The sequence below is a fragment of the Acinetobacter sp. YH12218 genome, from assembly GCF_013417925.1.
GTDB classification, from domain to species: Bacteria; Pseudomonadota; Gammaproteobacteria; order Pseudomonadales; family Moraxellaceae; genus Acinetobacter; species Acinetobacter amyesii.
The window spans coordinates 1-22,004 of record NZ_VPDB01000051.1; the positions used below are offsets into that span (position 1 = coordinate 1).

Sequence of the window (22,004 nt, forward strand, 5' to 3'; positions counted from 1 at the left end):
ATGTATATCGTTGGCAGAAGAAATTATTTAGACCAATTATCAAAAGCTTCATTGATGACTTTATTCTCGATAAAAATCATCTGCTACCACAGAGAATCTTTAAATAATAGTGCGTAAGTCCTATAATCTTTTGTTTCGCACTGCAAAAAGCGAAATGCACAAAAGTGACTATCTCGTTATTTGTTATAGCCTATCCTGATTCGAGCGCTTTGGGGCATTTAGTAAATTGATAGTAGTTTTAGTTAGATTTTATAATCTGATAACTCGATCATGCATCCAATCATCGCAACGCCTATTTTGGCTTAAATGTATACGACTTTTAGCGAATCTTAGAAAATAACAAAAATAATTAATGATTAAATTTCAATCAATTAAATAAATTCAAAACAAAGCCATAATTTTGGTAGGTCTTTGGTAGGTGTGAATTTAAAACATCCCTCGCAATACTCAGTTTAGGTGAGTATCACCCATAACAAATGACAATGAATGGTAGAAGGAATCGCACCATGGCTTTTAAAAATATTGCAGATCAAACAAACGGTTTTTACATCCCTTGTGTTTCACTTTTTGGCCCCGGCTGTGCTAAAGAAATTGGTGCAAAGGCGCAAAATCTTGGCGCAAAGAAAGCGCTTATCGTGACCGATGCCGGTCTTTACAAATTTGGTGTAGCAGATACGATTGCCGCATATTTAACTGAAGCTGGCGTAGAAAGTCACATCTTTCCGGGCGCAGAACCCAACCCAACTGACACCAACGTGCATAGCGGTGTAGATGCCTACAATGACAATGGCTGTGACTTTATTGTCTCTCTCGGTGGCGGCTCTTCTCATGACTGTGCCAAAGGCATTGGCTTAGTCACTGCCGGTGGTGGTCATATTCGTGACTATGAAGGCATCGATAAAAGCACAGTCCCAATGACTCCGCTGATTGCGATTAATACCACTGCTGGTACAGCATCTGAAATGACCCGTTTCTGTATCATTACCAATACTGAAACCCATGTAAAAATGGCCATTGTCGATTGGCGTTGTACCCCTCTTATCGCCATTGATGACCCGAAACTGATGATTGCAAAACCTGCGGCGCTCACTGCAGCAACCGGTATGGATGCATTAACGCATGCGGTCGAAGCTTATGTATCAACTGCTGCAAACCCAATTACCGATGCTTGTGCTGAAAAGGCCATTGCAATGATCAGTGAATGGCTCAGCCCTGCCGTCGCCAATGGCGAAAACCTAGAAGCTCGTGATGCGATGAGCTATGCACAGTACTTAGCAGGAATGGCTTTTAACAATGCCTCTTTAGGTTATGTCCACGCGATGGCGCACCAACTTGGCGGCTTCTACAACTTGCCACATGGCGTATGTAATGCCGTGCTGTTACCACACGTTTGCGAATTTAACCTGATCGCCTGCCCTGACCGCTATGCACGTATCGCACAGCTCATGGGTGTGCCAACCGACGGTTTAACGGTGACTGAAGCGGCTTATGCAGCGATTGCAGCAATCCGTGAACTGTCTGCTTCGATTGGCATTCCATCGAGCCTTTCTGAACTTGGTGTGAAAGAACAAGACCTCAGCATCATGTCTGAAAATGCGCAAAAAGATGCCTGTATGCTCACCAACCCACGTAAAGCGACTCATGCTCAAGTGGTTGATATTTTCAAGGCAGCGCTTAAAGCCAATGCCTCTGTGGTCGACTTCAAAGCAGCCGTTTAAGTTAAGCCCAATAGGTCTTCATGTTTAAGTGACCCAAGTGCCTACATTACCCTTTGAGTCTGGTGATGTAGGCTTCAACTGAATCCATTTCACTTTTTATTTCAGGAAAGCGACCATAGATTGGTTGCTTTCATACTGAGGTCACTCTTTTTTAGTCGGTAAAACAGCATCGATTATTCATTTGACAAAAGCTCATGGCTCATCAAGGATAAAGCATAATGTCCAATAATATTGATGAGTATAATAATGAGCCATTCACCAATTCAGTATCAGCCTGACATTTTGGGTGCAGGCTATGAACAAGCCACGCTGACCTTCCCTGATGATTATGAAGGCCCTGTGGTTGCCACACTGGTTCGCAAAAAAGCAGCGGCTCCAACCTCCAAAGCGGTGCTCTATATCCATGGTTTTATCGATTATTTTTTCCAAACCGAAATGGCGGAACGCTTCAATCAGCACGGTTTCGACTTTTATGCCTTAGATTTAAGAAAGTATGGCCGCTCCATCCGCCCGCATCAAAAATACTATAATGTGCATGCACTGTCTGAATACGATGCCGAAATAGATCAAGCCCTAACGATCATTGCAGATGAAGGTCATGATGCCTTACTGCTCTGTGGTCATTCTACCGGTGGCTTAACCACCACTTTGTATGCAGCCCATCATCCAAATCATCCTTTAATTCAAGCCCTTTGGGTTAATAGCCCATTTTATGATTTCAACATGAATCCGGTGAAACGCGCACTGGGTATTCCACAGCTGAGTAAATTGGCAAAAACCTTTCCCAATTTAAAATTTCCAAGTGAACTGAATAAATGGTACACCGCCAGCTTACACTGTGAACTCAAGGGTGAATGGGACTTCAACTTAGACTGGAAAAAGACCCGCTATCCAATGGTATACATCAGTTTCGTCCGCAGTATTTATGAAGCTCAAAAGGAAATTCATCAAGGTGTGACGATTGATGTACCGGTATTAGTGATGCATTCACATCAAACTAAAAATCCCAAAAAATGGGGTAAAGCAGCGCAGACCACTGATGTGATTTTGGGTGTAAAAGATATCCAAAAATATGCCAAAAAAATTCAAGGCGATGTCACCATTCAAAGCATTCACAATGGCTTGCATGATTTAGTACTTTCGGAAAAAACCGCGCGTGAACAAGTCTATACCCAGCTCTTTGAATGGCTGGCCAATAAAGGTCTTTAATAGCCTGAATTACATTGCAACTTACTGTTTTAATTTCAACAAGGTCTGATGTACGGGATGCGATCTCGGCATCAGCTCAATCAGGCGTTCAACCGCATCAATGGCTTCAGGAAAACGCGCGACATGCTTGAGCAGAACATCTGTTTCTTTGGCATTAAAAATCGCTTGGCTTAATCGTGACTCAAGACAATCACGCCATGCCCCTAAAAAAGGACTTTCGGTTTTGGCCAAGAAAACCCCTGAACACAGTTTTAATGCAGAATCGAGATAACCAGCATCTAAAGCTTGCTCGGCTTGTAAAAAATCGGCTTCGACTTGCGCCAATAGACGATAGGGACGTGAGCCTAACATACCACCCAAAATATCGCGTAACTGCGACATTTCCGCTTTTAAAGTCCCAACACTTACCTTGCGTTCACCGTATAAGGCTTGATGCAATGTATCTAAGGTCATGCCTTGTGGACATAGCGCCAAGATGGTCAAAATTTCAATTTGCCGTGGGGTCAGCACCATCACTTTGCCATTAAATAACACTTGCGGCACAGCAAAGGCCCGAATATACAAATGCTGTTTTTGAAAATCGAGCAAAGCCGATTGAATAATCGAAGCGCAGCGTTCAGCCGCAAGTAGCCCTAAACTATTGTGGTTTTTCCACACAGTGGATAAATCAACCACGCCCAAAATTTGCTGCGTATGTGGATCGATAATCGGTGCTGCATAGCAGACCCATTCATGTACTGATGGCATGTAATGTTCATTTGAAAACACACAACTCGACTGTTGGGTTTTTAAAGACAACGCTAATGCATTGGTGCCGACCAATTCTTCGCGCCATTGCCCACCTGCAATAAAATGCACACTTTCCGCAGCACTTTGCATTTGCCGACTCGACGCACTCCAAATAATCGTGCTACCTACATCGCCCACGGCAAGTACCATCGACGACTGTTCGGCAATGTGTTTTAAATCTTCGGCACAATGTTGCAACGCATGATGCAATGCCGACTGTTGTTGACTTTGAGGGCTTAAATTTACCAAAGGCGCAGCACTCCGGTTTTCCGGAATTTCCGCCTGCGCCGATCGCTGCCAAGAACTCGCAATGCTCTCATTCAATTGCGAGCTTTGCTGCTTTGACAGACTCATGCCCTGCCTTAACCGTTCGACATTCTGTCGTTTTTCAGATAAATCCTTCTGTATCATCATTCATTATTCTCACAACAATTCATGACTAAAAATCCGTTTCCCGGCTTTTGTTTTTAAGACTGAAAAAAAATATTGTAAACCTTCTTGTCTCCAACCTTTTTCCAACCTTATACAGGCTATGCTAATCAAATAATGTACAAAAGTACCTTATACCAAAGCTGTAGATTGCCACAGATGGGCAGCCCAACAAGATCATAATAAACAAGCAAAGGAAAATTCATATGCGTTATGTCGATCCTAATCAACCCGGTTCAAAAGTTCAGTTTAAAGCTCAGTATGAAAACCTGATTGGTGGCCAATGGGTCGCGCCAGTGAAAGGTGAATACTTTGAAAATATCTCCCCTGTAGACGGTAAAGTTTTTACCAAAGTGCCACGTTCTTCTGCTGAAGATATCGAATTGGCTTTGGATGCAGCGCATAAAGCCAAAGCCCAATGGAACGCCTCTTCCCCAACGACACGCTCAAATATTTTATTAAAAATTGCCGATCGACTTGAAGAAAACCTAGAGCTCCTTGCAGTTGCAGAAACATGGGACAACGGTAAACCGATTCGTGAAACCTTAGCCGCTGATATTCCACTTTGTATCGATCACTTCCGTTATTTTGCCGGCTGTATCCGTGCCCAAGAAGGCGGCATTTCTGAAATTGATGAAAATACTATTGCTTACCATTTCCATGAACCACTTGGTGTGGTCGGTCAAATTATTCCGTGGAATTTCCCAATCTTGATGGCGGCTTGGAAACTTGCTCCAGCATTGGCTGCGGGAAACTGCATCGTATTGAAACCTGCGGAGCAAACGCCTGTCAGCATCTTGGTCTTGGCTGAACTCATTCAAGACCTACTCCCACCGGGCGTGCTGAATATTGTGAATGGTTATGGTGTTGAAGTCGGTCGTCCATTGGCGACCAATCCACGCATCTCAAAAATCGCCTTCACCGGTTCAACCGCTGTGGGACAAATGATCATGCAATATGCGACTGAAAATATCATTCCTGTGACTTTAGAACTTGGTGGAAAATCACCAAATATCTTCTTTGAAGACATCATGGACAAAGACGATGAGTTCTTAGATAAAACACTCGAAGGTTTTGCCATGTTTGCGCTGAACCAAGGTGAAATTTGCACATGTCCATCACGTGCATTGGTACAAGAAAGCATTGCAGATCGATTCTTGGAAATGGCAGTAGAGCGTGTGAAACGTATTAAGACCGGTCATCCTTTAGATACCGACACCATGATTGGTGCACAGGCATCGCAAGAGCAGCAAGACAAAATTTTAGGCTGTATCGCTACAGGTAAAAATGAAGGTGCACAGCTCATTACTGGTGGTGATCCACGTAATGAAGTCGGTACAGGTTTCTATATTGAGCCAACGATTTTTAAAGGCACCAATGACATGAAGATTTTCCAAGAGGAAATCTTCGGCCCTGTGCTTTCAGTAGCAACCTTTAAAGACTTTGATGATGCCATTAAAATTGCCAATGACACGATTTATGGTCTAGGTGCAGGGGTTTGGTCGCGTTCAGCGCATACTTCATATCGTGCGGGTCGTGCTATTCAGGCAGGTCGTGTATGGACCAACTGTTATCATATCTACCCTGCACACGCAGCATTCGGTGGCTACAAAAAATCAGGGATCGGCCGGGAAAACCACAAAATGATGCTTGATCATTATCAACAAACCAAAAACTTGTTGGTGAGCTATGACACCAAACCAATGGGCTTCTTCTAAGCAGCGTTGAACAATACATGAGATAAAAAGCGAACTTCGGTTCGCTTTTTTGTTAGAAGCCTCTTCAAAGAATTCATTAAAATTTCTTTTAAAAAGCTGCAAATTTTCTTATGCTTGCTAAACAAATAACTTTATTAATTAAAAATATTTAAATAGCTATGAAATATTGTGTCTCCTGTGGAGAAAAAGCATTAGTACAACATCACTTTTGTAGTGCCTGTGGTCATTCATTTGGTGATCAAGTGTCAGACAAACCTAAGCAAGCACGTTATCCCGCATTTGTGCCCAACCAAGATGATATTTCGACCTATGAACATCATCTCAAATACTTAAACAAATTAAGCTCTTTCCAAAGCAAAGTATTCTATCTTTTCTTCTTTGGTGCTTTCGCGGTCATGTTTTTTACTTTCACAAGTGTATTTTCAGGTTGGGCGTCTGTTTCCAAAGCATTTGAATCTATATGGCTATTTCCTTTTTGTATCATCAGTTGTATTGCCATAAAATTTACAAGTTTGGACTATTGGCTTGCTAAACAAATTTATGGTCGAGATTATCGTTATAAAGACAATGGATTAAGACTCGTTTACCAAGAACTACCAAGCGCTAAAAATCATAAAGATGAATTTATCTGTATCTTTTGCGGCAATAAACGATTCTTTCGTAAAGGTATTTATGCAAGCGATTCATGCACCGTAAATTGCACCAAATGTCAGCATTATTTATATACGGAATAAAGCTTAAGTTTTTTAAGTTAGTACGCCAAAAATAAGACTCAATACAAATGAAAGCTGAGTAAAAGTAGATGTAAGTAAGACAATCAGCCATGATCCATTCTATAATTTTACTTACATCTACAATAACTTCTGCATTCCCGTCCTAAAACTGGTGCTCATATTCAGTAGCATTCACTCAAGTATTCGTCCAATTAGGCTGATCGTGATGAAGCCTGTAAAGCCGCCTCAACAAAATGTAAATGATCAACACCCCAATATAACTCATCATCGACAAACCAACTTGGCGCCCCAAACACACCACGTGCAATGGCTTCTTCGGTCACCACTTTAAGCTCAGACTTTACTTTTTCATCTTCAAGCCATGATTTAACTTGCGCTACCTCCAATCCAAGCTCTTGCATCAATTGAATTAATTCATTGAGATCATTTAAATTGCGTGGCTGACCAAACATCGCGTTAAAAATACCCGTCAGTACATTGAGAAATACTTCAGGCTGAAATAATTGGACTGCGGTAATCAAACGCATCAACTGCAAAGTATTGATCGGAAAATACGGATTCATCTGTACGGGTATCTGCCATAACTTTCCCCAACGTTGAAGATCAATCATGGAATAACGTGCCTTCGCAGGTACCGCCATTGGGCTAATATTGCCTGTAGCTTTAAACACTCCACCAAGAAGCATCGGCTTCCAGATCAGCTCGGCTTGATACTGCTGTGCAATCTGTTGAATGCGATGAAAACCGATATAACTATATGGGCTGCCGACATCAAAATAAAATTCAATGACTTTCATGTTTTTCGTCCTTTTTTTGCTTATTTTCCTAACTGATGTTACGCACGTAAAAGTAACATCGTATTTTTTAAATGATTTTTAAGCCGATTTGACGGAGTCTTACATCCAGGGTTTAAATAAAGGGATTAGCCTTCGGCTGGAGGTACTTTTGTTTCGGCAAAAGTACCCAAAACCATTGTCATCCGCAAAACTCGTTCACTAGCGTCTAATTATTCAAAGTATCGCAAAAACATTTTTGAATAGATGTAGTCCTGTCTCAAACACTTGCGGATGACCTTACCGCGTATCGTTCTTTCATTTGAATCAAATTACGCTTACCAGCGTTCTATCCACGGTCGCAGATCTAATTCATGCGTCCATGCATCTCGTGGTTGCTGTGAGAGATGCCAATAATTTTCTGCAATATGTACTGGATTTAAAATACCATCTTGCGCTTTTTTCACGTACAAATCGGGAAAAGTATCTTTAATAAAATCGGTATCAATCGCCCCATCAACCACCAAATGCGCCACATGAATATTTCTTGGCCCTAGTTCACGTGCCATGCTTTGTGCCAAGGCACGAAGCGCATGTTTTGCGCCAGCAAAAGCGGCAAAGCCAGCCACACCACGAACCCCTGCCGTCGCACCCGTAAAAATGATCGTGCCAGATTCACGGGTCACCATGCGTTTTGCCACTTCCCGACCCGTTAAAAATGCCGAGAAACATGCCATTTCCCAAATTTTGAAATATTTACGTGCGGTTTCTTCCAAAATACTACATGGCACATTGGCACCGATATTAAAAACCATGACCTCAATCGGGCCAATGTTTGATTCAATGTGCTCGATGAGTTCAATCACTTGCTCTTCTTTTCGAGCATCCGAACCAAAGCCAAAAGCAGTCCCTCCCTGCGCTTGAATTTCAGCAATTAAGGGCTGTAATTTGTCGACATTACGCCGCGTCATACATGCGGTATAACCACCACGAGCAAAGCGTTTGGCAATTTCACCGCCGGTGGCATCTCCTGCACCAATGATCAATGCCACACCTTTGACAGGCTTAGATATATGATTATTTTCCATGACGATCTCCTCGTGCTGGATAGTTTTTATATTCCATTTGCGAACAATTTTATTGAATAACGATCGTTACTATAACGAATACTATGTTATGATGAATTTATCGTCAATCATAATTTTTTAGGGTCATGTACATGCGCTATAAACCCGAATACAAACAACAAAAACGACAAGAATTGCTCAACATTACGGGGCAAATTGCGAAAAAAAATGGCTTTGCTGCAACAGGTGTGGATGGATTCATGAAAGCCGCCGGCGTCACCAGTGGCGCCTTTTACTCACATTTTTCGTCTAAACAAGAGCTACTTAAAGCCTTAATTGAACATGAGTTACAACACAGTTTTGATATGTGGCAAAACAATCCACATGATAATGCGCAAGATTGGATTGAATTTGAGCTTGACCGCTATTTAACCCCTGCACATGTTCAGCATCCCGAGCAAGGTTGTTCACTCCCCACGCTTGCGAGTGAAATAGCGCGTGCAGATCAGGACACCAAGTTGGTATATGAAACTGAATTACTGCGTGGTCACGCTTTATTTAGTCAGCATCTCGGTAGCGAAGAACTCGCTTGGGCCATGATCTGCCAACTTGCCGGTGCCATTTTAATTGCGCGTGCAGCCGCAGATCCACATTTGCAAAAAACTATTTTAAACGCCAATAAGATGATGATTCGGCAATATTTAGAGAGCCATGTGGCTGCATCAACGTGATTGATTTTTATGTGACAGTTCATGGAGTTAAAGACCGACAGTTTTCCGACAAACTGTTCATCTCTTTCATTTGAATTATTTAAAATCTGTATAAGCTTACCCATTTTTATGCTTTTCAATCGCTTAAAGATTGGGCATAAATGGCACAATTCAAATAAAGTCCTCTTTTCAAGGTTCTGACGACTGTGTATAACAATGAGCCATTAAAGGAAAATGATAAGCATAGGCAAAGAACGCAAAAAAACGTTAGACTATGCAACAATCAATGCAAGTAAATGTCATTCGAGACAAACAAAAAGGTGAAGATTGATGCCGCTCAATACTGTTGAAGAGCTCGTAGCTGATATTCGTGCAGGAAAAATGGTCATCCTGATGGATGATGAAGATCGTGAAAATGAAGGCGACCTTGTTATCGCTGCGACCCACGTACGCCCTGAAGATATCAACTTCATGATTACGCATGCGCGTGGTCTTGTATGCTTAACGCTCAGCAAAGAGCGTTGCCAACAGTTAAATCTACCACTCATGGTAGATGCCAATGGTGCACAGCACGGCACCAACTTTACCTTGTCGATTGAAGCAGCAAATGGCATTTCAACAGGCATCTCACCTGCTGAACGTGCACATACCATTCAAACGGCGGTGGCAGCACATGCTAAACCGGCTGACATCGTACAGCCAGGCCATATTTTCCCGCTGATGGCACAGCCTGGTGGTGTCCTACACCGTGCCGGTCATACTGAAGCCGGTTGTGACTTATCTCGTTTAGCTGGCCTAGAACCCGCATCTGTGATTTGTGAAATCATCAATGAAGACGGCACTATGGCACGTCGCCCAGACCTTGAAGTGTTTGCTGAAAAGCATGGCTTAAAAATGGGGACCATTGCGGACTTAATTCACTACCGCATGACCAATGAGCAAACCGTTGAGCGCATTGATCAACAAACTTTAGATACTGAATATGGTACTTTTGAATTGTTCCGTTACCGTGAAATTGGTAACCCAGACATTCATTTAGCACTGGTTAAAGGCGAACCGAAACAAGGCGTAACCACAGTCCGTGTACACGGTTTCAATCCCGTTCGCGACTTACTAAAACTCAATAAACAAGATGGCGCTCCGGCGTGGAATCTCGATAAAGCACTCAAAGAAATCGCATCCAGCGATCGTGGTGTTTTAGTGTGGATTGGTCAGCGTCATTTACAGGACTTAGGCCCTGCTTTAGAAAATTTAACTGCACCGAAAAATGTTAAATCCAATGCAGCACTGTCACAGCAGTACCAAACCATTGGTGTCGGCGCACAAATTTTACGTGATTTAGGCGTGGAAAAAATGAAGCTTCTTAGCTCGCCATTACGCTTTAATGCATTATCAGGTTTTAACTTAGAAGTGGTGGAATACATCACCGCAAATCAAACATCAGAGAAATAATCGAGGTTGCTATGGCAGTTCGCCGTATTGAAGGTATGTTACATCTCGCGAACGAAGACCGTTATGCGATTTTAGTTGGTCGTTTTAATAGCTTTGTTGTTGAACATTTGCTAGAAGGTGCCGTTGATACATTGAAACGTCATGGCGTATCAGAGGATAATATCACTATTGTTCATGCACCGGGTGCTTGGGAACTTCCAGTGGTTGCAAAGAAACTTGCAGCTTCAGATCGTTTCGATGCCATCATCGCGCTTGGCGCAGTGATTCGTGGTAGCACGCCTCACTTCGATTTTGTTGCTGGCGAATGTGCCAAAGGTTTAGGCGTTGTTGGTCTAGATACTGGCTTACCAGTAATTAATGGTGTATTGACTACGGATAGTATTGAACAAGCGATTGAACGCTCAGGTACAAAAGCAGGCAATAAAGGTAGTGAAGCTGCCTTAACTGCTATTGAAATGGTTAACTTGTTAAAGGCTATTTAACGCTATGTCGCAAACACTTCAAGCAACTTATGCAGCAAAACGTAAAGCACGTCGCTTTGCTGTACAAGGAATTTATGAATGGCAAATGAGCCGCAATCCTGTGCATGAGATTGAAGCACGTACGCGTGTGGAAAATGCCATGCACAAGGTCGATCTCGGCTATTACCACGAGTTATTGACCGAGGTTGTTGCCAATCATGAAGCATTGGATGCGCTTTTAATCCCTGTACTCGATCGCGAAGTTGAAGCCTTAGATGGCGTTGAACTTGCAACACTTCGTCTTGGTGCATATGAACTCAAAGAACATCTTGAGATTCCATATCGCGTCGTGTTAGATGAAGCGATCGAGTTAGCTAAACATTTTGGCGGTGCAGACAGCCATAAATACATCAATGGTGTATTGGATCGTTTAGCGACTACATTGCGTGCAGCAGAAAAACAACAAGCTAATTAATTTTTTAAGTAGTACGTTGTATGGCTGAGTTCTCGATCATTGATACCTATTTTAATCGTCAGAATATTAATTCTGTCGATTTAGGGGTCGGTGATGACTCAGCCTTGCTCACCCCTCCTCCACAGCAACAATTGGTCATCTGTGCTGATACACTGGTTGCTGGACGTCACTTCCCTCTCGACACAAAACCACATGCCATCGGCTGGAAATCTGTTGCTGTCAACCTCTCTGACATTGCTGCAATGGGTGCCAAACCACACAGTATTTTATTGGCATTGAGCCTACCCCAAATTGATCATGACTGGCTCAAAGGCTTTAGTCAGGGTTTATATGATTGTTGCGATCAATTTGGTGTGAGTTTAATCGGTGGTGATACCACACAAAGTCCTCATCTGACGATTTCAGTCACAGCATTAGGCTGGGTCGATATAGGCAAAGCAGTAACCCGCTCAGGCGCTCAAGTTGGTGATTTCATTTGTGTCAGCGGTCAAGTTGGCGATGCTGCGTACGGATTACAGCATTTAGGACACCCACTGCAAAAGCGTTTAGATTATCCAACACCACGTTGCCAACTTGGTCAACAGCTCAAAGGCTTAGCTCATAGCATGATCGATGTCTCTGACGGCTTGGCTCAGGACTTAGGACATATTTTGCATGCCTCTAAAGTGGGTGCAGAAATCGAGTTAGATCAACTTCCTATCGACGACCATGTAAAACAATTACAACAAGAATCCCAATGGCAGTACGCACTCGCGGGTGGTGATGACTATGAGTTATGCTTTACAATAAGCCCGCAGAATTATCAAAAAATTCTGCAACTAAAATTAGATGTAAACATTAGTAAAATCGGTCAAATCACCCCAAATTTGGGAATCCGTTATAACAACCACGGTGTGGACCAAGTCATAAAATTTCAGGGATATCAGCATTTTGCATAAACCAGCCATTAACTTTAAATCCATGTCTTGGTTTAACCGAGTCATCGCATTCTGTGGCGTGGGCTTTGGTTCTGGTCTTGCTCCCAAAGCACCGGGAACATTTGGCTCTGCGTTTGCTTTATTGTTTATTCCTGGTTGGCTTGCAATTGGATTTATCAACTCCATTATTGTCATGATCATCATGTCAATTGTCGGCATTTTTATTTGCGGTCAAACCGCCAAAGTCATGGGTGTTCATGACGATGGCCGCATCGTATGGGATGAATTTGCCGGTCAGTCCATTACCTTCCTCCCAATTTTATATCTTGGGCAAATGAGCTGGACTTGGGCACTGATTGGTTTTGCCCTATTCCGTCTATTCGATGTCTGGAAACCGTGGCCTATTCGTGTCATTGACCGTCAAGTCGGTGGTGGCTTTGGCATCATGTTTGACGACATCATTGCGGGTCTTTGGGCCGCACTTTGCATCTGTATTTATTTTTATATTGTGTCTATGTAATAGAAACACCTAGGATTAAACATGTCTACTAGCGTTATTATTCTTGCTGCAGGTAAAGGAACACGTATGCGTTCACGTTTACCCAAAGTTTTACAACCCCTCGCAGGACAACCGCTGCTCGGTCATGTCATCAACACGGCGAAAAAACTAAATGCAGAAGAAATAATTACCATCTATGGACATGGCGGCGAATTGGTTCAAAACGCGTTTGCACATGAAAATGTCAAATGGGTTGAACAAGCAGAACAATTGGGTACAGGCCATGCAGTCAAAGTGACTCTGCCTGTTCTCGCAAAAACCGGGATTTCTTTGATTCTCTCAGGTGATGTGCCTTGTATCACTGAAGCAACATTACAAAAACTATTAGATGCATCTACTCAAACAGGTATTGGCTTAGTAACTTTAACGGTTAATGATGCGACAGGTTATGGTCGTATTGTACGTGAAAATGGCAAAATTCAAGCCATTGTTGAACACAAAGATGCCTCTGAAGAACAACGTAAAATCAAAGAATTTAATACCGGTATTTATGCCGTAAGTAATGCTAAATTGCACGAATGGTTGCCAAAATTAAGCAATAATAATGCGCAAGGTGAATATTACCTGACCGATATCGTTGCCATGGCGATCGCAGACGGTCTCGAAGTGGCATCTGTTGAACCAGAACGTGCTTTCGAAGTGGAAGGTGTCAATGACCGCGTACAATTGGCAGCCCTTGAACGTGAATTTCAAGTATTCCAAGCTAAACAACTGATGCAACAAGGCGTTCACCTGATTGATCCTGCACGTTTCGACTTACGTGGTACATTGACTGTTGGTCAAGATGTCCGTATCGATATCAACGTGATTATTGAAGGTGATGTTGAACTCGGTGATAACGTTGAAATTGGTGCAGGTTGTATCATTAAAAACTCCAAGATTGCGGCAGGCACTAAAGTTCAACCATATAGCGTTTTTGACAGTGCCATTGTCGGCGAAGATGTGCAAATCGGCCCGTTTGCGCGCTTGCGTCCAGGTGCAAAACTTGCGAATGAAGTGCACATCGGCAACTTTGTTGAAGTCAAAAACTCAAGCATTGGCATAGGTTCAAAAGCCAACCACTTTACCTATTTAGGCGATGCAGAAGTAGGCGCAGGTTCAAACATTGGCGCAGGCACCATTACATGCAATTATGACGGCGCCAACAAATTTAAAACCATCATTGGTGATCGCGCCTTTATCGGCTCAAACAGCTCTTTGGTTGCTCCAGTACACATTGGGAATAGCGCAACTGTCGGTGCCGGTTCAACGATTACACGCGATGTAGCAGACAACAGTTTAGCGGTGGAGCGTTCAAAGCAATTTGCCAAAGAAAACTATCCGCGTCCGCAAAAGATTAAGAAATAAGAGGAATTCATTATGTGTGGTATCGTCGGCGGCGTTGCAGAACGTAGTATTACCAATATTTTAATTGAAGGCTTAAAGCGTCTTGAATATCGTGGCTATGACTCTGCGGGTTTAGCGCTGATTAATAAAGGCCATGTTCTACGTGAACGTCGCGTAGGTAAAGTTGCAAATCTTGAACAAGCCGTTGAAGAAGCAGATATCGCAGGTTCGGTCGGTATTGCACATACACGCTGGGCAACCCATGGTAAACCGACTGAAAATAATGCCCATCCGCATATCTCAGGCAATGTGGCTGTTGTTCATAACGGTATTATTGAAAACTATCAAGAGCTTAAAGATGATCTTGAAGCACTTGGTTATGTCTTTACCTCACAAACAGATACAGAAGTTGTCGCGCATTTAGTCAATGATGCTTTAAAAAGCACTCCGAGTCTTTTAGAAGCAGTTAAAAGTGTCGTGCCTCAACTCAAAGGTGCTTATGCACTGGGTATCGTACATACCGACCATCCTGATGAATTAATCACGGTGCGTGAAGGTTCACCTCTTGTGATTGGTGTCGGTATTGGCGAGAACTTTATTAGCTCGGATCAATTGGCACTTTTACCGATTACCAACCGTTTTATCTACCTTGAAGAAGGTGATATTGCACGTTTAACACGTCATACCATTGAAATATTCGTCGAGGGTAAATTGGTGAATCGTCCAATCAAAGAGCTTGATGCGACTGTAAGCAATGCTTCAAAAGGTGAATATAAACACTATATGCTCAAAGAAATTTATGAGCAGCCTGAAGCGATTAAACAAACGATTTCACAAGCCTTAAATGGTAATGCGCTTCGTGATGATTTCCTTGCCAATGCAGCTCAAGATTTCAGCCAAATTCAACAAGTGCAAATCATCGCTTGTGGTACTAGCTACCATGCCGGCATGATTGCCAAATATTGGTTTGAACAACTGATTGACGTGCCTTGCCAAGTCGAAATTGCCAGTGAGTTCCGTTATCGCTCGCCTGTGATTGTGAATAACACACTGTATGTTTGTATTTCTCAATCAGGTGAAACAGCCGATACTTTAGCTGCACTGCGTGATACGCAAAAGCGTGCAGCAGCGAAAAGCTTGAGTATCACCACCATGACCATTTGCAACGTGGCAACCTCGTCGATGGTACGTGAAACCAACTACAGTTTGTTGACGCTCGCAGGCCCTGAAATTGGTGTTGCTTCGACCAAAGCATTTACCACACAGCTTGCGGCATTGATGCTATTGGTATTGAAAATTGGTCAAATTAAGCAAAGCATTTCAACTGACCGAGTCTCTGAAATTATTGCAGCGCTTTGGCATACACCGAAAGTGATTTTAGATACTTTACAAGATAATGCTGAGATTCTACGTCTATCAGAATTATTTGTTGAAAAAAATCACTGCCTATTCTTGGGTCGTGGTACTGAGTTCCCTATCGCCCTTGAAGGCGCTTTGAAACTTAAAGAGATTTCATACATCCATGCTGAAGGCTATGCGGCTGGTGAGTTAAAACATGGTCCATTGGCACTGGTTGATAATGATATGCCTGTGGTGATTCTTGCTCCACAAGATGACATGTTGGATAAACTCAAATCGAATATGGAAGAAGTGCAAGCGCGTGGTGGTGAGTTGTTTGTTTTTGCAGATGAAAACAGCGGCATCAAAGCGAAAGATCGTCAACACGTGGTTTATGTGCCAAGTGTGAATGAAATATTGTCACCAATCGTATACAGCGTACCCGTGCAATTACTCTCATACCATGTTGCCGTGCTGCGTGGAACAGATGTCGATCAGCCACGTAACTTGGCGAAGTCAGTGACGGTGGAATAATAATTTTTGATCAAGGGCTGGAATTGTGTTCGTATAATTAAGTTTGTATCAAATAATTAAGTTTAGATTTAATTATTTTAGTTTGTACATTAATGAAATGAACAAACAAAACCCTACCCTGTAGACCTAGTGGTTCTACACCAAGTCTACAGGGTTTTTAATATAATTAAACTCAAATTAGCATCACACCAGAAATATAAAATTATTACCAATATATTCAATAATATAAATATGTAAAAATCCCACCATAGATTCAAAAAGCATTCCTTTTTGACCTCACCTTGAAAACATTTCATTTTATTTAAAGTATGCTTCGCCTTTCTGGGCAAGAATTCGCATTTTAAAGCGGAAGAATCTTATACAAACTTAATTTCATCTAAAATTAAAGATAGTAAATATTAATACAAACTTAATTTTAGAACCAAAAAACAATGAATAATATATATCAACAACTTAAGATAAAAAATAAAACAAACTTAATTAAATTACCATAATTAGACGCAGTATTTGGTCATAAAGCAAAATAAGGGTTAAGGAACTATGTGCAAACTCTGAATAAGTCTATTAGCTATTCCTGTTACTAGCAGCCCACCTTATTTAAAATGAGGTATTTCATTCACTGGATATATTAATGTTAATGGATTTGATGTTAATGAGATAAAGCCAAACCGCTGATAAAACTCCATAGCTTTTTGATCCTTAGCATGTATTACAACAAAATTAACACCAATAATTTGAGCAACTTTTGAAACTTGTTTAAGAGCATGTGCTAAAAGTACTTTTCCAACTCCTTGCCCCTGTGCTGCTTGATCAACGGCAAAGCGACCCACAACCACACAAGGTAAGGGATAACGAGGTAATCGTTTAGTGAGAACAGCATCAACCCCATCAAATCCTATAGAGGTACTTGATAGACAATAAAATCCCCTCACCTGTGCATCATCAATAGCAACATAGGTTTTACTTGTTCCTGATTTCTGATGTTGGGATGCGTATTGTTTTATGAACTTATTTAAATCATCTTGCCCACAATTAAATGATTTTTTCTGATGATGGGCTTGTAAAACCTCAATTTTCATCCAATAAACTCATTAAATTTTTCATCTCATCATTTGCAGGGCGCGGATTTTCAAGCAAATTCATTAACATATCACGATCAGCATTATTTACTTTTAACTCGTGATTAGATTTAAGTAATTCTTTTGCTCGTTCAAATGAGGATTGGATCATAAAGGAACTCACACTAAGACCCAATAAATTCGCAGCTTGCTCAATTACAATCTTTGCATCTACGGTTGAACGAACATTGATTCGTTCTGTTGCTAAGTTAGCCATATTTTCCACCAATTTGTACATCATAATGATGTACAAATTATAGCAGATTAAGGTAGTACTTTAAGATCCAAATTTACATATTTTGTTCTAAAATATTTGGAATAGAAAATAAACATTTTACTATGAACCAGAATGAATGGTCGGGTTTGAGTATGAATATGCAGTTGGTTTACATAAGAATATGCAACGATGTTTACTAAGATGTAATTTGAATACTTTTGCCTATCATTAACGTTTTTTAAACTCATTAATTGAGTACTAAAATACCAGATTAATTATTAAGTTAATGAATTAAAAGAATAATTAAATAAAAAATTATAAAATTTTGTTTGTATATAAATATATTTAAGTTTGTATGTTTTTGCCAAATACAAAATTACCCCCATTCAGATATGATTAATTATCCACCAAAATCCACAGGTCTTCTGTATGGCAAAAATTATAAAAAACTATGAAGAACTAGTAACAGAAGGGTATGGCCAGGGCCATGGACGCGATTATAAACCTTGTAAAACTGTTCAAAACTTCAGTTCAATTGGTCGCTCTCATAGAGTACAAGGTCGTGTGAGTCAACGTCTTCATCACTTATTTTCTGATCTAGAGCTATCTACCTTTTTACTGCTTGACTGGAATCAGAACGTTACAGATATTCGCGAACATTATCCTTTGGATATCTATGATCTTAACTCCATCTGTTCTCGTTTCCGAATGAAAAAAGTATCGGTTGACTATATACCTTTTACCCTATCTTCAGATTTTTTAGTTGATTTTGGTAAGTTTTCTATAGCCCTTGACACTCTTTACAGCAAGGATCTGAATAAAGCTCATGTTATTGAGTCATTAGAAATTAAACGTCGTTACTGGGAAGAAGAGCACAATACGCCGTTCAAACTTATTACTGAAAAAGACATTCCTGCTACGGTACTAGAGAACATTAAATGGCTGTATGTAGAAAAAAATGACCTTGAAATAACAAATCACATGATCGATCTAGCAGTTTATTTTATGGAAGAAATTAGCCAGTACCCTCAAAGCTCATTAATCCAATTTTGTAAGCATTTTGACCAAACTCAAAAAATGGGTATAGGAGCGACGCTCGCATTGTTTAGAAAATTATTTGCCCTGCGAATACTTCAATTTAATCTAGAAATTTCGTACTTGGAGCTTAAACTTTCTGAGATTCATGCAAGTAATTTACTCCAGGATGAGAATACAGTCCATGCAACTAATTAATTCAGTTTACATCTTGAATTCAACACAATACCGAATACTCAAATTCTTACCGCAGTATACGGTATGGATTGCGATTGATAATAAAAATGCTTTTCCTGAACTCATTTTGTCTAAGGAACTTCAAACTCTCTCAGATGATCAAAGCCTGATACCAGCGCAAGATCCTTATGAATACTTAAAACGATTAAACTTGAGTGAAGATTCTATTCAACTCAAAAAAAGAGATGAAAACTTTTTAATTATTCAAGATTTAATTAATGATGAACAAGTTCTTATCAATGCAAAAATCAGGACTGCAAAAATTAAAACTCTACATCTAGAGAAAGAAGTATCAATTAATAAAATTCTACGACTCCTAAGACGCTACTGGCAGCGTGGTCAAACGATAAATGCTTTGGTACCGGACTATGAAAACTCAGGTGGAAAAGGCCAAAAAAGAACGATAGGTGATAAAAAAATTGGCAGACCACGCATCTATGAATCAAATGAAGGTAAGAATGTTACTGAACAGGTTGAATTATATTTTAAGAAAGCCATCGAAGAGTATTTAGTTCCTGTCAAAAAACAATCCATTAACGAAACTTATCTTCGGTTTAAAAATTTATTTTCCAAGCACTTTCATCAAGTGCAAGCTGGAGATATTCCAACGTATGCTCAATTCTACTACTTTTATAATACGCGATATAGAAATAAGAACAATTCCAAGGAAATTCTGAAGAATCAGAAAACCCTGAAAGATCACAAACCTCTGACTTCAACAGCGACCAAGCAAGCAAATGGTCCTGGTGCACGTTATGAGATAGATTCAACAGTCGCTGACATCTATCTAGTATCATCACGAGATCCATCACAGATTATTGGCCGACCTACCGTATATATTGTTATCGATGTATTCAGCAGGATGATTACTGGACTTTATGTCGGTATGGAAAACAGTTCATTTAACACAGCTATACAATGCCTCAGCGTTGCAATCCAAGATAAAGTGACATTCTGTCAGAGTTATGGCTTGCAAATACAACCAGAAGACTGGCCTATTTATGGTTTACCTGGTGCCATACTTGCAGACCGCGGTGAACTAATTGGCTATCAAATTGAACTTCTTGAAAAAAACTTTTCTGTTCGTATTGAAAATGCGCCACCGTATCGAAGCGATGCCAAAGGTATTGTGGAGAGGGCTTTTGGAATCATTCAGTCACGCTTTAAATCCTACGAGAATATTGGTGTTGTTTCTGGATTCAAGGAAAAAAAGAAAGGCGGACATGATTATCGACTAGAAGCTTGTCTAACTCTGGAAGAGTTCAGAAAAATCATCTTAAGCTGCGTCTTGTTACGCAATAATTTTGATATTTTGACGAAATACGATCGTAGTGCCGATATGCCGACTGACCTGCCTTCTACCCCCCTTAAGCTCTGGCAGTGGGGTCTACAGCACCGTACTGGGATGTTAAGACAAGTGGATAACAAATCACTATATGTTGGCTTGTTACCTAGGACCGACGCCTCCTTAAGTGACAAGGGACTTAAAGTCAAAGGCTTACTCTATCAATGTCTGGAAATGCATCAACAAGGCTGGTTTATTCGTAACACGACCAAATCCCGCCCGAAAAAGTTGCGGATTGGTTTTGACCCATACTCAGTAAATACCATTTATGTTTTCTTTGATGAAAATAAGTTGGAATACTGGGAAGCGCACTTAAGTGATGCCTCACGTCAATATCAGCATCTGACCTGGTGGGAAGCTGAACAAATTCAAAAAGCAATCAAAACTGTTGAAAAACAACATTCACAACTAAAGTCTGTAGCCATTAGTGAATTACAGGATTTTACTGACAAAATCATCCACACAGCACAGAGCCGGCAGGCTCAAGCAGGAGTTCACCAACTTTCTAAAGCACAACGTACTCGGGATATTCGTCAGAACAAACAAGAAGCAATTCAGGTGGAACGTGAGGAACATCTCCAAAATAGGTCCGTCAATTCTATCCGGACTATCCATTCCAACCAAGACAATACTCCAACACCCCCATCTCACAGCAGCAATCTGGATTTGACCAGTCAACCAGACTTAATGAGACAATTATTTGAAGAGGACGATGAAGAATGAATAATAATGAACTCGCGGTCAACACATCGATAGAAGATATCTATGGGGATAATCCTCTCATTACTCAATTACCGCCTATCCTTGACACAAAATCGGTCATTAAACACCTACGAGGGAAACTGAAATTTATTCCAGAACAGCGTTTCTTACCCCAACCAGAAAGAATCCATCTGATTGCTCAGTTGCCTCATGATTTTTTTCAACCACTGACCAAACATCTATCCCTTGAGCAAAAAATTTCTATTATGATTCGGCAAGGTTATGTGAGTAGAAACATCACTAATGGTGATAGACATCGACATTTACACGCTGCTTTTCAGCAACTAGAACCATCAAATGAAAGCTGTTACCGCTATGCACCTCCAGAGTCGACTGCAACTAGCATGTCAATTATAGGATGTTCGGGAAGCGGTAAAACAACGACAATGAACAAAATTTTGCGTTATTACCCGCAAGTGATTGAACATAGAGAGCTGGGATTAAAACAAATTGTTTACCTTAAAATTGATTGTCCGCATGACAGCTCTTTAAAAAACTTATGCTCAAACTTTTTTAGAGCAGTAGATTTAGCATTAGGAGATACAAACTTCGAGCATCGTTTCACCAGAAGTCGCTTAAATGTGAATGCCATGCTGCAGCAGATGAAAATTATCGCAAATAATTATTCAATTGGACTTTTAATCATTGATGAAATCCAGCATTTGAATACAAAAAAATCTGGCGGGGCTGAAATCATTCTTAATTTCTTTGTCACCCTTGTGAATGTGGCATCCATTCCAATTGTGATGATTGGGACACCCAAAGCCAATGAAATTCTGCAAGAAGACTTAAGATCAGCTAGACGCAGTGCGGGATTAGGCTCTTTAATCTGGGAACCTATGCGCAATGAAGTACCCACTCCCGATCCTAGCACCCCTGATCAAATGATCATTTCTGAATGGTATGCTTTCACCAACAAGCTGTGGCAATATCAATGGGTTCAACAACCAGCTGAACTGAACCGTACCGGGTTTGTCGGAGAGTCAATATTCTGAGAGACTATCCCGATGACAAAATTAAAATATACCCCTGAAATCAGAGAAAGAGCGGTTCAATTATTGATTGAATCTGAAAAAGATTA

General features: G+C 40.9%; 20 protein-coding genes and 1 pseudogene. 16 read left to right on the top strand and 5 right to left on the bottom strand.

Annotation, left to right across the window (positions count from 1 at the left end; translation table 11 throughout):
• The 3 genes and pseudogenes from FTV03_RS13025 to FTV03_RS13035 all read left to right on the top strand — a co-directional run.
• Window positions 1-107, top strand: a pseudogene (locus FTV03_RS13025) (IS701 family transposase); the annotation flags it as partial.
• A gap of 399 nt (window positions 108-506) precedes the next feature.
• Window positions 507-1,718: an iron-containing alcohol dehydrogenase gene (locus tag FTV03_RS13030; protein WP_180041636.1), complete on the top strand. Its 1,212-nt coding sequence runs from the start codon at window positions 507-509 to the stop codon at window positions 1,716-1,718.
• Between the two features lie 246 nt (window positions 1,719-1,964).
• Window positions 1,965-2,927 carry an alpha/beta hydrolase gene (locus tag FTV03_RS13035; RefSeq protein WP_180041637.1) on the top strand — a complete coding sequence of 321 codons (963 nt, stop codon included), beginning with the start codon at window positions 1,965-1,967 and terminating at the stop codon, window positions 2,925-2,927.
• A gap of 21 nt (window positions 2,928-2,948) precedes the next feature.
• On the opposite strand, the gene FTV03_RS13040 is transcribed toward FTV03_RS13035, so the two are convergent.
• The gene (locus tag FTV03_RS13040; RefSeq protein ID WP_180041639.1) at window positions 2,949-4,130 is read right to left on the bottom strand and encodes a transcriptional regulator; all 1,182 of its coding nucleotides are present in this window, start codon (window positions 4,128-4,130) and stop codon (window positions 2,949-2,951) included.
• Window positions 4,131-4,351: 221 nt separating this feature from the next.
• On the opposite strand from FTV03_RS13040, the gene FTV03_RS13045 reads away from it, so the two are divergent.
• Window positions 4,352-5,863: an aldehyde dehydrogenase family protein gene (locus tag FTV03_RS13045; RefSeq protein ID WP_078194071.1), complete on the top strand. Its 1,512-nt coding sequence runs from the start codon at window positions 4,352-4,354 to the stop codon at window positions 5,861-5,863.
• A gap of 158 nt (window positions 5,864-6,021) precedes the next feature.
• Window positions 6,022-6,597 carry a hypothetical protein gene (locus tag FTV03_RS13050; protein WP_111885504.1) on the top strand — a complete coding sequence of 192 codons (576 nt, stop codon included), beginning with the start codon at window positions 6,022-6,024 and terminating at the stop codon, window positions 6,595-6,597.
• A 191-nt stretch (window positions 6,598-6,788) separates the two neighbouring features.
• On the opposite strand, the gene FTV03_RS13055 is transcribed toward FTV03_RS13050, so the two are convergent.
• A complete protein-coding gene (locus FTV03_RS13055) occupies window positions 6,789-7,394 on the bottom strand; it encodes a 2-hydroxychromene-2-carboxylate isomerase (RefSeq protein WP_180041641.1) in 606 nt (201 codons plus the stop codon).
• Between the two features lie 314 nt (window positions 7,395-7,708).
• The gene (locus tag FTV03_RS13060) at window positions 7,709-8,458 is read right to left on the bottom strand and encodes an SDR family oxidoreductase (RefSeq protein WP_180041643.1); all 750 of its coding nucleotides are present in this window, start codon (window positions 8,456-8,458) and stop codon (window positions 7,709-7,711) included.
• A 131-nt stretch (window positions 8,459-8,589) separates the two neighbouring features.
• On the opposite strand from FTV03_RS13060, the gene FTV03_RS13065 reads away from it, so the two are divergent.
• From FTV03_RS13065 to glmS, 8 genes are all read left to right on the top strand, one after another.
• Window positions 8,590-9,168, top strand: a complete 579-nt coding sequence (locus FTV03_RS13065) for a TetR/AcrR family transcriptional regulator (RefSeq protein WP_180041645.1) — start codon at window positions 8,590-8,592, stop codon at window positions 9,166-9,168.
• Window positions 9,169-9,477: 309 nt separating this feature from the next.
• Window positions 9,478-10,599, top strand: a complete 1,122-nt coding sequence (ribBA, locus tag FTV03_RS13070) for a bifunctional 3,4-dihydroxy-2-butanone-4-phosphate synthase/GTP cyclohydrolase II (RefSeq protein WP_111885508.1) — start codon at window positions 9,478-9,480, stop codon at window positions 10,597-10,599.
• Between the two features lie 11 nt (window positions 10,600-10,610).
• The gene (ribE, locus tag FTV03_RS13075; protein ID WP_111885509.1) at window positions 10,611-11,081 is read left to right on the top strand and encodes a 6,7-dimethyl-8-ribityllumazine synthase; all 471 of its coding nucleotides are present in this window, start codon (window positions 10,611-10,613) and stop codon (window positions 11,079-11,081) included.
• A 4-nt stretch (window positions 11,082-11,085) separates the two neighbouring features.
• Window positions 11,086-11,535: a transcription antitermination factor NusB gene (gene nusB, locus FTV03_RS13080; RefSeq protein WP_067765594.1), complete on the top strand. Its 450-nt coding sequence runs from the start codon at window positions 11,086-11,088 to the stop codon at window positions 11,533-11,535.
• 20 nt (window positions 11,536-11,555) lie between these two features.
• Entirely contained in the window at window positions 11,556-12,473 is a 918-nt protein-coding gene (gene thiL, locus FTV03_RS13085) for a thiamine-phosphate kinase (protein WP_180041647.1), read from the top strand.
• Window positions 12,474-12,495: 22 nt separating this feature from the next.
• Entirely contained in the window at window positions 12,496-12,972 is a 477-nt protein-coding gene (locus FTV03_RS13090) for a phosphatidylglycerophosphatase A (RefSeq protein WP_180041656.1), read from the top strand.
• A 21-nt stretch (window positions 12,973-12,993) separates the two neighbouring features.
• Window positions 12,994-14,358: a bifunctional UDP-N-acetylglucosamine diphosphorylase/glucosamine-1-phosphate N-acetyltransferase GlmU gene (gene glmU / locus FTV03_RS13095; protein ID WP_180041648.1), complete on the top strand. Its 1,365-nt coding sequence runs from the start codon at window positions 12,994-12,996 to the stop codon at window positions 14,356-14,358.
• Between the two features lie 12 nt (window positions 14,359-14,370).
• Window positions 14,371-16,209, top strand: coding sequence for a glutamine--fructose-6-phosphate transaminase (isomerizing) (gene glmS, locus FTV03_RS13100; RefSeq protein WP_180041650.1), 1,839 nt, complete (start codon window positions 14,371-14,373; stop codon window positions 16,207-16,209).
• Window positions 16,210-16,802: 593 nt separating this feature from the next.
• Here the strand turns inward: glmS and FTV03_RS13105 are convergent.
• Together FTV03_RS13105 and FTV03_RS13110 are read right to left on the bottom strand one after the other, a co-directional pair.
• Window positions 16,803-17,288: a GNAT family N-acetyltransferase gene (locus FTV03_RS13105; protein WP_180003567.1), complete on the bottom strand. Its 486-nt coding sequence runs from the start codon at window positions 17,286-17,288 to the stop codon at window positions 16,803-16,805.
• On the bottom strand, window positions 17,278-17,544 hold the full coding sequence (locus tag FTV03_RS13110; RefSeq protein WP_017396924.1) for a DUF1778 domain-containing protein: 267 nt from the start codon (window positions 17,542-17,544) through the stop codon (window positions 17,278-17,280). Before FTV03_RS13110 ends, FTV03_RS13105 begins: the two co-directional genes overlap by 11 nt.
• A 429-nt stretch (window positions 17,545-17,973) precedes the next feature.
• On the opposite strand from FTV03_RS13110, the gene FTV03_RS13115 reads away from it, so the two are divergent.
• Genes FTV03_RS13115 through FTV03_RS13125 form a run of 3 tightly spaced genes read left to right on the top strand, consistent with a single transcriptional unit; the run spans window position 17,974 to window position 21,918 of the window.
• Entirely contained in the window at window positions 17,974-18,777 is an 804-nt protein-coding gene (locus tag FTV03_RS13115) for a TnsA endonuclease C-terminal domain-containing protein (RefSeq protein ID WP_180041652.1), read from the top strand.
• The gene (locus FTV03_RS13120; protein WP_180041654.1) at window positions 18,764-20,884 is read left to right on the top strand and encodes a Mu transposase C-terminal domain-containing protein; all 2,121 of its coding nucleotides are present in this window, start codon (window positions 18,764-18,766) and stop codon (window positions 20,882-20,884) included. The genes FTV03_RS13115 and FTV03_RS13120 overlap by 14 nt, the downstream gene beginning before the upstream one ends.
• Complete coding sequence (locus tag FTV03_RS13125) at window positions 20,881-21,918, top strand: ATP-binding protein (protein WP_257220795.1); 1,038 nt, start codon at window positions 20,881-20,883, stop codon at window positions 21,916-21,918. Before FTV03_RS13120 ends, FTV03_RS13125 begins: the two co-directional genes overlap by 4 nt.
• Window positions 21,919-22,004: the final 86 nt, after the last annotated feature.